This window comes from Streptomyces sp. Alt3 (assembly GCF_030719215.1).
Lineage (GTDB): Bacteria > Actinomycetota > Actinomycetes > Streptomycetales > Streptomycetaceae > Streptomyces > Streptomyces glycanivorans.
On sequence record NZ_CP120983.1, the window covers coordinates 3636421 to 3648735 of the forward strand.

14 protein-coding genes are annotated in these 12315 nt (G+C 71.2%); 12 read left to right on the forward strand and 2 right to left on the reverse strand.

Going from position 1 to position 12315, the window contains the following annotated elements:
- Nucleotides 1-233 precede the first annotated feature (233 nt).
- The 6 genes from P8A20_RS15730 to P8A20_RS15755 all read left to right on the forward strand — a co-directional run bounded on the left by P8A20_RS15730 (nucleotide 234) and on the right by P8A20_RS15755 (nucleotide 6177).
- A complete protein-coding gene (locus P8A20_RS15730) occupies nucleotides 234-959 on the forward strand; it encodes a GntR family transcriptional regulator (protein ID WP_147961493.1) in 726 nt (241 codons plus the stop codon).
- A 293-nt stretch (nucleotides 960-1252) separates the two neighbouring features.
- Nucleotides 1253-1984: a DUF969 domain-containing protein gene (locus P8A20_RS15735; RefSeq protein ID WP_147961492.1), complete on the forward strand. Its 732-nt coding sequence runs from the start codon at nucleotides 1253-1255 to the stop codon at nucleotides 1982-1984.
- On the forward strand, nucleotides 1981-2949 hold the full coding sequence (locus P8A20_RS15740; RefSeq protein ID WP_147961491.1) for a DUF979 domain-containing protein: 969 nt from the start codon (nucleotides 1981-1983) through the stop codon (nucleotides 2947-2949). The genes P8A20_RS15735 and P8A20_RS15740 overlap by 4 nt, the downstream gene beginning before the upstream one ends.
- Nucleotides 2950-3024: 75 nt before the next feature.
- Nucleotides 3025-4065: a DUF2891 domain-containing protein gene (locus tag P8A20_RS15745; RefSeq protein WP_306103700.1), complete on the forward strand. Its 1041-nt coding sequence runs from the start codon at nucleotides 3025-3027 to the stop codon at nucleotides 4063-4065.
- Between the two features lie 75 nt (nucleotides 4066-4140).
- Nucleotides 4141-4824, forward strand: coding sequence for an HD domain-containing protein (locus P8A20_RS15750; RefSeq protein WP_147961490.1), 684 nt, complete (start codon nucleotides 4141-4143; stop codon nucleotides 4822-4824).
- Between the two features lie 72 nt (nucleotides 4825-4896).
- Entirely contained in the window at nucleotides 4897-6177 is a 1281-nt protein-coding gene (locus tag P8A20_RS15755) for a Cmx/CmrA family chloramphenicol efflux MFS transporter (protein ID WP_306105153.1), read from the forward strand.
- A 38-nt stretch (nucleotides 6178-6215) separates the two neighbouring features.
- Here the strand turns inward: P8A20_RS15755 and P8A20_RS15760 are convergent, their stop codons facing one another.
- Both P8A20_RS15760 and P8A20_RS15765 read right to left on the reverse strand, forming a co-directional pair.
- Nucleotides 6216-6488, reverse strand: a complete 273-nt coding sequence (locus tag P8A20_RS15760; protein ID WP_147963999.1) for a DUF4031 domain-containing protein — start codon at nucleotides 6486-6488, stop codon at nucleotides 6216-6218.
- Entirely contained in the window at nucleotides 6485-6853 is a 369-nt protein-coding gene (locus P8A20_RS15765; RefSeq protein WP_147964000.1) for a DUF8819 family protein, read from the reverse strand. The genes P8A20_RS15760 and P8A20_RS15765 overlap by 4 nt, the downstream gene beginning before the upstream one ends.
- Nucleotides 6854-6956: 103 nt before the next feature.
- Here P8A20_RS15765 and P8A20_RS15770 point away from each other — a divergent pair, with 103 nt between their 5' ends.
- The 6 genes from P8A20_RS15770 (at nucleotide 6957) to P8A20_RS15795 (ending at nucleotide 12281) form a co-directional block, all read left to right on the forward strand.
- On the forward strand, nucleotides 6957-7874 hold the full coding sequence (locus P8A20_RS15770) for a MurR/RpiR family transcriptional regulator (RefSeq protein WP_306103701.1): 918 nt from the start codon (nucleotides 6957-6959) through the stop codon (nucleotides 7872-7874).
- A 58-nt stretch (nucleotides 7875-7932) separates the two neighbouring features.
- Nucleotides 7933-8901, forward strand: coding sequence for an N-acetylmuramic acid 6-phosphate etherase (gene murQ / locus P8A20_RS15775; protein ID WP_306103702.1), 969 nt, complete (start codon nucleotides 7933-7935; stop codon nucleotides 8899-8901).
- A 35-nt stretch (nucleotides 8902-8936) separates the two neighbouring features.
- A complete protein-coding gene (locus tag P8A20_RS15780; protein ID WP_306103703.1) occupies nucleotides 8937-10451 on the forward strand; it encodes a PTS transporter subunit EIIC in 1515 nt (504 codons plus the stop codon).
- A gap of 136 nt (nucleotides 10452-10587) precedes the next feature.
- Nucleotides 10588-10758, forward strand: a complete 171-nt coding sequence (locus tag P8A20_RS15785; RefSeq protein ID WP_147964004.1) for a DUF5670 family protein — start codon at nucleotides 10588-10590, stop codon at nucleotides 10756-10758.
- A gap of 189 nt (nucleotides 10759-10947) precedes the next feature.
- The gene (locus P8A20_RS15790) at nucleotides 10948-11301 is read left to right on the forward strand and encodes a PRC-barrel domain-containing protein (protein WP_147964005.1); all 354 of its coding nucleotides are present in this window, start codon (nucleotides 10948-10950) and stop codon (nucleotides 11299-11301) included.
- Nucleotides 11302-11486: 185 nt separating this feature from the next.
- Nucleotides 11487-12281, forward strand: a complete 795-nt coding sequence (locus P8A20_RS15795; protein ID WP_306103704.1) for a hypothetical protein — start codon at nucleotides 11487-11489, stop codon at nucleotides 12279-12281.
- The last annotated feature ends 34 nt before the right edge of the window (nucleotides 12282-12315 follow it).

A 12315-nucleotide genomic window follows, 5' to 3' on the forward strand; every position in this document is an offset into this window, starting at 1 on the left:
GCCGGGCGCGTCACACTCGTCAGATCCGTCACGGGCGCACGCTAGCGATTGTTCAACAATCTGACAAGGGCCCGCCCGCCGGACGAGACCCTCGTACGGTTCACTGAGCACGGTGCGCCGCGCACAGCCGACGGGACATCAGGCACGGCGGACGCGGCGGACACGGTGGCGAGAACGACGGTACGGCAGGCACGGCAGGCGTGACGGGCACGACGAGGCAGGGGACGGGGAACATGGCGGGGACATCGGGCGGCGCGCGGACCGGCGGCACGCCGGACCTCTCGGAACTGGCGACGCACAGCGCCTCCCTGGAGCGGTCGGGCACGGCCGAGCGGGTCGCCGCCGTCCTGCGGGACCGGATCACCGAGGGCTACTTCCCGCCGGGCAGCCGCCTCTCCGAGGAGAGCATCAGCGGCGCGCTGGCCGTGTCCCGCAACACCCTGCGCGAGGCGTTCCGCCTGCTGTCCCACGAACGTCTCCTGGAGCACCGGCTCAACCGGGGCGTCTTCGTCCGCATCCTGGCCGTGGACGACCTGGTCGACATCTACCGGGTGCGGCTCCTCGTCGAGTGCGCGGCCCTGCGCGCCCTGGGCGAGCCCCCGTTCGACCTGAGCGCGGTCGAGGCCGCGGTGTCGTCGGGCGAGCAGGCCGCGCTGCGCGACGACTGGCCCGCCTGCTCGACCGCCAACATCCGCTTCCACCAGGCGCTCGCCGGCCTGGCGAACAGCGCCCGCACCGACGAGCTGATGCGCAACGTCCTGGCCGAACTGCGACTCGCCTTCCACGTGATGGCGGACCCCCGCCGCTTCCACGAGCCCTACCTCACCCGCAACCGCGAGATCACGGACAGGCTGGCCAAGGGGGACGCGGCCGGCGCCGAGCGGATGCTCGCCTTCTACCTGGAGGACTCCCGGCGTCAGCTGGCGGAGGCCTATGCGCAACGCCTCACCGAGCGGTGACCCGGAACGGGGCGGGCGGTCACCCCGAACGCGGTGGGAATTGATCCGGGTGGTCCCGGATCGTTCGATGATCCGCACCCCACCCCAGCACCCTTGATACGCCCGCATTCCATCCCGAATGCGGGCGTTTTCGGACAGGAAGCCCACTCCTCGGCCGCTCTCCTCCGCCGATTGAGATCGATGCATCTCACACTCTTGTGGGATTGTTGAACAACGCCCTAAGGTCTCGCCTAATACCCCCGTCTGACCAGGACCGTGCACCGCCACGTCCCTGCGCGGAAGAAGGCCGACGCGTGATCGTTCTCCTCGGCGTGCTCGTGGTGATCCTCGGATTCGCCACCCGCCGCAATCCTCTGCTCGTGGTGGGTGCCGCCGGCATCATCACGGGGCTGCTCGGCAAGCTCTCGCCGCAGGAGGTGCTGGCCTCGTTCGGCAACAGCTTCGCCTCCGCCCGTTCGGTGACCGTCTTCGTGATCACGCTGCCCGTCATCGGTCTCCTGGAGCGCTACGGGCTCCAGGAGCAGGCCCGTAACCTCATCGGCAAGCTCGGCAAGCTGACAACCGGCCGTTTCCTGACGCTCTATCTGCTGATCCGGCAGCTCACCGCCTCCGTCGGGCTCACCAGCATCGGCGGCCCCGCGCAGAGTGTGCGGCCGCTGATCGCCCCGATGGCCGAGGCCGCCGCCGAGGCCAAGGCGGGCCGCCCGCTTCCGCAGAAGCTGCGCGAGAAGGTCCGCTCGCACGCGTCCGGTGCCGACACCATCGGCGTGTTCTTCGGCGAGGACTGCTTCATCGCCATCGGATCGATCCTGCTGATCACCGGCTTCGTGAACTCGACGTACGACCAGCACCTCGAACCGCTGCACCTGGCCCTGTGGGCGATCCCCTCCGCGATCTGCGCCTTCCTGATCCACGGGGCCCGCCTGCTCAACCTGGACCGGCAGCTGGAGCGCGAACTGGCCGTCACCGCGGCCGAGAACGACCTGGCGGCGCACGCCGGGATCCGCACGGAGGACGCCAAGTGATCAAGTCCGAGTACTTCTTCTGGCTCGTCGGCGCGGTGTTCATCGTGATGGCCGCGCAGATGGCCATGGACCGCACCAACCCGAAGCGCTTCGGCTCCGCCGGCTTCTGGGGTCTGCTGGGCGCCGCGTTCTTCTACTCCACCGGGGTCGTCGACAAGTCCCTCCCGGCCGAACCGCTGGGCGTCGCCGTCCTGGTCCTGATCGTGCTGGGCGGCTTCGGCCTCACCGGCAAGGGCGAGTCGCACACGCCGCCCCGCGAGAAGCGCGTGGCCTCGGCCGCCCGCTTCGGCAACAAGCTGTTCCTCCCCGCCCTCACCATCCCCGTGGTCGCGATGATCTGCGCGACGCTGGTGAAGAACTGGAAGATCGGTGGCGAACCGGTCCTGGAGCCGGGATACGAGACCATTCTCGGCCTGGGCGTCGGCGCGATCGCCGCGCTGGCAGTGGGCATGGTGCTGCTGCGCGAGCGCAAGGTCTCCGTGCCGCTGCACTCCGGTCGCAACATGCTCGAATCGATGGGCTGGGCGCTGCTCCTGCCCCAGTTGCTCTCCGTCCTCGGCTCGATCTTCCAGACCGCCGGTGTCGGTGACCAGGTCGGCAGGATCACCGAGGCGGTGCTGCCGGACGGCCAGAGGCTCGTGGCGGTGGCCGTCTACTGCTGCGGGATGGCGCTGTTCACCATCGTCATGGGCAACGCCTTCGCCGCGTTCCCGGTGATGACCGCCGCGATCGGCTGGCCCGTCCTGATCGAGCAGATGAACGGCAACGCGCCCGCCGTCCTCGCGATCGGCATGCTGTGCGGCTTCTGCGGCACGCTCGTCACGCCGATGGCCGCCAACTTCAACCTGGTCCCGGCCGCCCTCCTCGAACTCAAGGACCAGTACGGCCCGATCAAGGCGCAGCTCCCCACGGCGGCGGCCCTGCTGGTCTGCAACGTCGTGATCATGGCGCTCTTCGCCTTCTGACCCGGGACCACACGCGCCGCCTCGCCCGAAGCACCCCGACCCGAGCCGCCCGCCCACCCCTCTGGAGTGACCCCGATGTCCCCCGCGCTCCCCGCCGCGTACGCCGTCCCCTTCGCGGAACTGGCCCTCGCCAACGTCGTACGCGAATACCCCAACGCGCCCGCTCACCTCTACGCCGGACCCGAGGAACTCGTCGCGCCCCGCACGCTGCACCCGGCGTTCTACGGGGGCTACGACTGGCACTCCACGGTGCACATGCACTGGCTGCTCGTCCGCCTCATGCGCCGCTTCTCCACCACCGGCGACCTTCCGGCGACCCTCACCACCCGTATCCGTGAGGTGCTCGACACCCATCTGACCCGCGAGAACATCGACGTCGAGGCGTCCTACCTGCGCGGCCGGACGCACTTCGAGCGTCCCTACGGCTGGGCCTGGCTGATCGCGCTCGCCGGGGAGTGCCGGGCCCTCGCCACGCCCGACGGCGACCGCTGGGCCGAAGCCCTGGCCCCCGGGGTGGAGGCGGTCGGCGACCTGCTCGCCGCCTGGCTGCCCAAGGCGACGTACCCGGTCCGGCACGGCGTCCACAACAACAGCGCGTTCGGTCTGGGCCTGATCCTCGACGCGGGCCCGGCCGCCGGTCTTCCGGCACCGGTCCTGGAAGCGGCGACGGACCGGCTGCGGACCTGGTTCACCGACGACCACGACGCCCCCGCCCACTGGGAGCCCTCCGGTCAGGACTTCCTCTCCCCCGCCCTGGCCGAGGCGGACGCGATGCGCCGGGTACTGCCGGTGGCGGAGTTCCGCACCTGGATCGCCACGTTCCTGCCGGCCCTGGTCTCCACCGCGCCCGACTCCACGCTGCTCGACCCGCCGGTGGTGTCCGATCACGCCGACCCCCAGATCGGTCACCTCCTCGGTCTCACCCTGAGCCGGGCGGCCGCCCTCCGTACGATCGCCGGCGCGCTCCCTGACGGTCCGGCCCGTACCGCGCTGCTGGCCTCGGCCGAGGCCCATCTCGCGCGCGGCCTGCCGACGGTCTCCTCCGGGGACTTCTCCTCGGACCACTGGCTGGCGACGTACGCGGCCCTCGCCCTGGACACGGCACCCGGTCACTGAGCGGACGGACGATACGGTGCGCCCGGCCCGGGGGAACGGGCCGGGCGCACCGGGCGTACGCCCTACCCTCGGCGTATGAGCGACAGCGGCACCTCCGAGACCGGCCCCTCCGAAAGCCCGCACCCCGGCGGCGCCCTCCGTGACCGCTGGCGCGAGACCCTGCTCGTCGTACGCGGCGGGGCGGGCCCCGACCCGATGCCCTACGCCGACAACCTCCTGGACCGTTGGGCCGAACCCCAGCGGCGCTACCACACCACCGCCCATCTGGCGCAGGTCCTGGACCGCGTCGACACCCTGGCGGGCCACGCCTCCGACCCGGAACTGGTGCGCCTCGCCGTCTGGTTCCACGACGCGGTCTACCGCCCCGACCGCTCCGAGAACGAGGAGCGCAGCGCGGCTCTCGCGGAGCGCGCCCTGCCCGAGGCCGGTGTCCCCGACGCCGCGACGGCCGAGGTCGCCCGGCTGGTCCGGCTCACCGTCACGCACGACCCGGCGGACGGCGACACGAACGGCGAGGTCCTCTGTGACGCGGACCTCGCGATCCTCGCGTCGGCACCCAAGGAGTACGCGGCGTACGCGGCGCAGGTGCGCGAGGAGTACGGCTTCGTCCCGGACGACGCGTTCCGCGAGGGGCGCTCCTCGGTCCTGCGCCAGCTGCTGGAGCTGCCCCGGCTGTTCCGCACGCCTCACGGGGCGCGGGAGTGGGAACCGAGGGCGCGGCAGAACCTGACCACCGAACTGGAGCTTCTCAGCCGGTGAGACAAGGGAATGACAGGGACGAAAGCGCTGTTGGCCACTGTCATGCCCGACTCTGCTTCCAGCCGTCCCCGTATGCCGATGGCCGTCTACATCCTCGGCCTCTCGGTCTTCGCCCTCGGTACCAGTGAGTTCATGCTGTCCGGGCTGCTGCCGCCCATAGCCGACGACATGGACGTGTCCATACCGAAGGCCGGACTCCTCATATCCGCATTCGCGATCGGCATGGTGGTCGGCGCCCCGCTGCTGGCCGTCGCCACACTGCGACTGCCCCGCCGCACGACTCTCATCGCGCTCATCTCGGTCTTCGGGCTGGGCCAGGTCGCGGGTGCGCTGGCGCCGACGTACGACGTGCTGTTCGTCTCCCGGGTGGTGAGCGCCCTGGCGTGCGCGGGCTTCTGGGCCGTGGGCGCCGCCGTCGCCATCGCGATGGTGCCGGTGAACTCACGGGCCCGGGCGATGGCCGTGATGATCGGCGGACTGTCGATCGCGAACGTGCTCGGGGTGCCGCTGGGGGCGTTCCTCGGGGAGAGCTTCGGCTGGCGTTCGGCGTTCTGGGCGGTGGGTGCCGCGTCCGCGATCGCCCTCGTCGGCGTCGTCACACGCATCCCGCGCATTCCGCTGCCGGACGAGAAGCCGCAGCTCAAGCGTGAGGTCGCGATCTACCGGGACCGCCAGGTGTGGCTGTCCATCGTGATCACGGCCCTCGCGGCGGGCGGTGTGTTCTGCGCGTTCAGCTATCTCGCACCGCTGCTCACGGATGTCGCGGGACTGGATTCGGGCTGGGTCCCGTGGGTGCTCGGGCTGTTCGGCGTCGGCGCGCTGATCGGGACGACGATCGGCGGGCGGGTCGCGGACGCGCACCTCTTCGGAGTGCTGCTGAGCGGTATCAGCGCCTCGACCGTCTTCCTGGTGGCCCTGGCTCTCTTCGCGTCGAACCAGGTCGCCGTCGTCGTCCTGGCGTTCCTGCTGGGCCTGTCCGCGTTCTACACGGCCCCGGCGCTCAACGCCCGGATGTTCAACGTCGCCGGGGTCGCCCCGACGCTGGCGGGGGCGACGACCACGGCCGCGTTCAACCTGGGCAACACGAGCGGCCCGTGGCTGGGCGGTGCGGTGATCGACGCGGACTTCGGCTTCCGGGCCACGGCCTGGGCGGGCGCCGCGATGCTGGTGCTCGGCCTGGCGGCCGTGACGGTCTCGCTGCGCCTGCGCGGCGGCGCCCCGTCCCGCCGGATCGCGGGAGCACCGGCGCACACGGGCGGCGAACAGCACGTGGGCGAGGAGCAGCCCGCGGGCGAGGAGCAGCACGCGGGCGGGGAGCCGGCTGTCGCTGCGGAGCGAGGCGCGGGCCGGTAGCAGCCCGCCGGTAGCGGCCCGCCGGTCCCGGGTGCCACTCACCCAGGGACGGGCCGCCCCTTCGGGCGTCGCAGCCCGGCGTCGGTGAGTCGGCGCACGATCTCCTTCGACCCGACCTCCAGCGCCCCGGCGCGCACCGCGTCGGCGTAACGCGCCTCGGGCACGTCGTAGTGGTCGCGCTCGAAGGCGCGGGGCGGGCAGCCGATGGTCGCGGCGAAGGCGTGCAGTTCCTCGAACGACACGTCGCTGACCAGGTGCGACCACATGCGGCCGTGCCCCGGCCAGGTCGGCGGGTCGATGTAGACGGTCACCGGCCGAGCACCTCGGCGAGCGATCCCACCCGTGCGACGGACACCGTCGCCTTCGTGCAGACCCAGTGCGGATCGGGGCCGAGCTCGGGCTCGACGTCCAGGGCGTGCGGCCCCTCCTCGGTGCACACCGGGCACAGCGGCCAGCGCCCGTGCTCCTCGAGCAGCGCGTCCTGGACGTCCTGCGCCACGAGCCCGGTGACGAAGGACACGCCCTCGGGCCACTGCTCGACCCACCACCGGCGGTGGACTATCGCGTCCTCGACCATCGAGACGATCCCCGCATCGGCCACATCGCCCGCGGCGAGGTCGGCCATCACCAGCGCACGCGCGGTGTGCAGCTCCTGTTCCAGGCTGTTCAACTCCATGGACCCATTGTCCCCCGTCGCCCGTAGGGCCCGGGCGTGATCCTCCAGAGGTAGGGACCAAAGGGGGGTTGACGGGATTCGTCCGTGAAAATATCTTTCAAATGTGACCAATGACGTGAAGGAAAGTTTCAACCCGGACTCCCCGCCCGCCCCCGCGGCTCTCGCGGCCAAGGTGCGGACCCTCGCTCCGTCCATGACCCGTTCCATGCAGCGGGTCGCCGAAGCCGTCGCGGGTGACCCCGCCGGGTGTGCCGCCCTCACCGTCACCGGACTCGCGGAACTGACCGGCACCAGCGAGGCGACCGTCGTCCGCACCGCCCGCCTCCTCGGCTACCCGGGCTACCGGGACCTGCGCCTCGCGCTCGCCGGACTCGCCGCCCACCAGCAGTCCGGCAGGGCGCCCGCCGTCACCGCCGACATCGCGGTCGACGACCCCATCGCGGACGTGGTCACCAAGCTCGCCTACGACGAGCAGCAGACCCTCGCCGACACGGCCGCCGGACTCGACACCGTGCAGCTCGGGGCGGCCGTGGCCGCCGCCGCGACGGCCCGCCGCATCGACATCTACGGCGCCGGCGCGTCGTCCCTCGTCGGCCAGGACCTGGCGCAGAAGCTGCTGCGCATCGGCCTGATAGCCCACGCCCACATGGACCCGCACCTCGCCGTGACCAACGCGGTGCAGCTGCGCTCCGGCGACGTTGCCATCGCGATCACCCACTCCGGCTCCACCGGCGACGTCATCGAGCCGCTCCGGGTCGCCTTCGACCGCGGCGCGACGACGGTCGCGATCACCGGCCGCCCCGACGGACCGGTCTCCCAGTACGCCGACCACGTGCTGACCACGTCCACCGCCAGGGAGAGCGAGCTGCGGCCGGCCGCCATGTCGAGCCGCACGAGCCAGCTCCTCGTCGTCGACTGCCTCTTCATAGGGGTGGCCCAGCGGACGTACGAGACGGCCGCGCCCGCCCTGTCCGCCTCCTACGAGGCGCTCGCCCACCGCCACACCCCGCGCAGCCGCTGACCCGGCAGCCCCCGCACCCGCCGAACCGCACGAGCCCGAGAAAGCAGAGCCGCTGTCCATGACCTCCACCACCGACGCGAACGCCGACGCCCCGACCCCCGACGGATACGGCGAACTGCGTGCGCAGCTCGACACCCTCACCACCGAGGCGTTCCGGCCGGAGCTCGCCGAGATCGACCAGCTGCCGACGCCGGAGATAGCCCGCATCATGAACGGCGAGGACTCCACCGTCCCCGCCGCCGTGGCCGAGAAGCTTCCGCAGATCGCCGCCGCGATCGACGCCACCGCCGAGCGCATGGCGCGCGGCGGCCGGCTGATCTACGCGGGCGCCGGCACCGCCGGCCGTCTCGGGGTGCTCGACGCCAGCGAGTGCCCGCCCACCTTCAACACGGACCCGTCCGAGGTCATCGGCCTGATCGCGGGCGGCCCTTCCGCCATGGTCAAGGCCGTCGAGGGCGCCGAGGACAGCAAGGAGCTGGCCGCCGCCGACCTCGACGCCCTGGGTCTGACCGCCGACGACACGGTGGTCGGGATCTCCGCCTCCGGCCGCACGCCGTACGCCATCGGAGCCGTCGAGCACGCCCGCGGCAAGGGCGCGCTCACCATCGGGCTCTCCTGCAACGCGGGCTCCGGACTCGCCGCCGCGGCCGAACACGGTCTGGAGGTCGTCGTCGGGCCCGAGCTGCTCACCGGCTCCACCCGTCTCAAGGCGGGGACGGCGCAGAAGCTCGTCCTGAACATGCTCTCGACGATCACGATGATCCGGCTCGGCAAGACGTACGGAAACCTCATGGTCGACGTGCGCGCGTCCAACGAGAAGCTGCGCGCCCGCTCGCGCCGGATCGTCTCCCTCGCCACCGGCGCCTCCGACGAGGAGATCGAGACGGCACTCACCGCCACCGACGGCGAGGTCAAGAACGCCATCCTCACCATCCTCGGCGGGGTCGACGGCCCCACCGCCGCCACGCTCCTGGCCGACTCCCACGGCCACCTCCGCGCCGCCCTCGCAGCGGTCCGCACCACCTGACGCACCACTCCTCGCACAGCAAGGCACCACGCACCATGGCTACTGAAGACAAGAACCGCGCCACTGCCGCCGCGATCCTGCCGCTCGTCGGTGGCGCTGCGAACGTCAGCTCGATCGCCCACTGCATGACCCGGCTCCGGCTGGGCCTGCACGACCGCTCCCTCGTCGACGACGAGGCCCTCAAGGCGGTTCCCGCAGTGATGGGTGTGGTCGAGGACGACACCTACCAGATCGTCCTCGGCCCGGGCACCGTCGCCCGGGTCACCCCGGAGTTCGAGCAGCTGGTCGAGGAGGGCCGGGCGTCGTCGGAGACGCCCGCGCCCGTCCACACGGCCGAGGAGCTGGCCGACAAGGGCGCCGCGCTCAAGGCCCGGCAGAAGGCGAAGAACTCGACGCCCTTCAAGCTGTTCCTGCGCAGGATCGCGAACATCTTCGTCCCGCTGATCCCCGCCCTGATCGGCTGCGGCATCATCGCCGGCCTCAACGGGCTGCTGGTGAACCTCGGCTGGCTGACCTCGGTGACCCCCGCCCTCGCGGCGATGGCCTCCGGCTTCATGGCGCTGGTCGCGGTCTTCGTCGGCTACAACACGGCGAAGGAGTTCGGCGGTACGCCGATCCTCGGCGGCGCGGTCGCGGCGATCATCGTCTTCCCCGGTGTCGCGAACATCGACGCCTTCGGCCAGACCCTCGCCCCCGGCCAGGGCGGCGTCCTGGGCGCCCTGGGCGCGGCGGTCCTCGCGGTGTACGTCGAGAAGTGGTGCCGCCGCTGGGTGCCCGAGGCACTGGACGTCCTGGTCACACCCACGCTCACGGTGCTGATCTCCGGCCTCGTCACGATCTTCGGCCTGATGTACGTGGCCGGTGAGGTCTCCTCCGCCATCGGCACCTTCGCGGACTGGCTGCTCTCCACGGGCGGCGCGGGCGCGGGCTTCCTTCTCGGCGGTTTCTTCCTGCCCCTGGTGATGCTGGGCCTGCACCAGGCCCTCATCCCGATCCACACGACGCTGATCGAGCAGCAGGGCTTCACGGTCCTGCTCCCGATCCTCGCCATGGCCGGAGCCGGCCAGGTCGGCGCGGCGGCCGCGGTCTACCTCCGCCTCCCCCGCAACGAGTCGATCCGCAGGACCATCAGGTCCGCCATGCCCGCAGGCCTGCTGGGCATCGGTGAACCCCTGATCTACGGCGTCTCGCTCCCCCTGGGCCGCCCTTTCATCACGGCGTGTGTGGGCGGCGCGTTCGGCGGCGGCTTCGTGGGCCTGTTCAACCAGCTCGGCGACTCCGTCGGGTCCACGGCGATCGGCCCGTCCGGCTGGGCACTGTTCCCGCTGCTCGACGGCAACCACGGTCTGGGCTCGACGATCGCGATCTACGCGGGCGGTCTGCTGGTCGGCTATGTCGCGGGCTTCGTCGCCACGTACTTCTTCGGCTTCAGCAAGTCCCTGCTGGCGGAGTTCAACGTCTCCCAGGAACCGGCTACCTCCACGGTCGCGGCCACCGGCCCGGCCGCCTCCTCGGGCGACAGTCCGGCGAAGGAGCCGGCGGGGGTCTGACCCCCCGCGGACGTTCGTGACCCGACGGTTCCGCCGGGTCACGAACGGTCACGAAAACACCGCGGCATTTTCCGCACCATCACGTGTGTGTAGGCAATTGATTGCAGGGCACCAGAGGTCACGGAGGTTGATAACTATGGTTCCCCTGCTTCTCGTTCTTCTGCTCGCCCTGATCCTTTTCGGTGCCGGTTTCGCACTCAAGGCACTCTGGTGGATCGCCGTGATCGTGCTCGTGGTCTGGCTCGTGGGATTCTTCGTGCGCCCGGCAGCCGGCGGCGGCAAGCGTGGCCGGTGGTACCGCTGGTAAACGGCCCCGACCAGCATTGACGCGGGTGGCGCACGGTCTTCGGACCGTGCGCCACCCGCGTTTTTCCGTGTTCTCCGAATTCCCCGCGCATGAACCGGAAATGGCCGGGCAGCCGATTACCGAGCGGCACTCGTCCTCATCACGACGGGATTCGCCGCGCCGAATGAACCGTCGAGGAAGGAGCCGATTATGAGCGACAACCTGTGGGGCTACCAGCCTTCGAGCGGTCACACCGCGGGCGCCGATCTGACCGGATTCTCGGTCGAGGCGACGGACGGAAACATCGGCAAGGTCGACAAGCACTCCGACGACGTGGGCTCCGCCTATCTGGTCGTCGACACCGGTGTCTGGATCTTCGGCAAGGACGTCCTGCTTCCGGCGGGCACCGTCAAGAGGATCGACACGGAGCACCGGACGGTGTTCGTGGACCTGACCAAGGATCAGATCAAGGACTCCCCGGAGTTCGACAAGCACAAGCATGCGAGCGACCCGGGCTATCACGCCCAGGTCGGCGGCTACTACGACAGCTACCGCATCGTCTGATCCCAGCAGTTCGACGAACAGAGGCGGGGTCGGCTCCCCTGGAGCCGGCCCCGCCGTCCGGCTGTTCGGAGCCGCGGCCGCCGTGCCCCGGCAGGGCCGGTCTTCGGCCAATTCCCAGCAGCCCCGTTGGCTCCTCCGGTGACGCGTGGGATGGTTGCCCCTCTTGCGGTGGCCGGGGGGCACTCATGAGTGAGAACCACAGCACGGGACCGATGCGCTGGGACGAGCACGCGCGCGGAGGCGCGGGCGGCTGGGTACGCGAATCCGACGCCGGTACGGGCGAACCGGAGGGACCGAGCCCTGAACCGGGCCCCGGCCGCCCCGCCCTGCCGAGGAAGCACCTGCTGCTGATGGTGGGCGGTGGGCTGGTGGTCGCCGCCGTGATCCTGGCCGTGGCCCACGTCGTCCGTCCTTCTGACTCCGAGGCGGGCCATGCCGCCGGCCCCTCGTCCTCCGGCTCACCCTCGCGGGCCCTGCCCGGCACCACGGCGTCGGAGTCCGGGCCGTCGGACCCGCCCACCGCCTCGGGCGAGGAACAGGCGACCGCCGTCGACGCCCTCCTGGAGCGGAGCGAGTCGGACCGTCAGCAGGTCATCGACGCCGTCAACGCCGTGGAGGCCTGCGTCTCGGACGACTCGGTCGACACCGCCGGACAGGCCCTGGACGACGCCGCCGTCCGCCGCGAGAGCCTGATCACCGACCTCGCCGCGCTCGACGTGGGCGCGCTCCCCTCGGGTTCACTCGCGACGGACAGTCTGCGCACCGGCTGGCAGCACTCGGCGGACGCCGACCGGGCGTTCGCGGAGTGGGCCGACGACGTGCGGGGCTGCTCGCCCGGCGCCGTCCCCCACACCTCCTCGTACGAAAAAGGCGTGCGGAGCAGCGAACTCGCCACCAGCTCCAAGGAAGAGTTCCTCACGCTCTGGAAACCGATCGCCGCCGACCACTGGCTGCCGGATCGCGACACGGCCGAGCTCTGACGTCGCTCCGCTCCCGGCACCGCCCTCCCTGTCC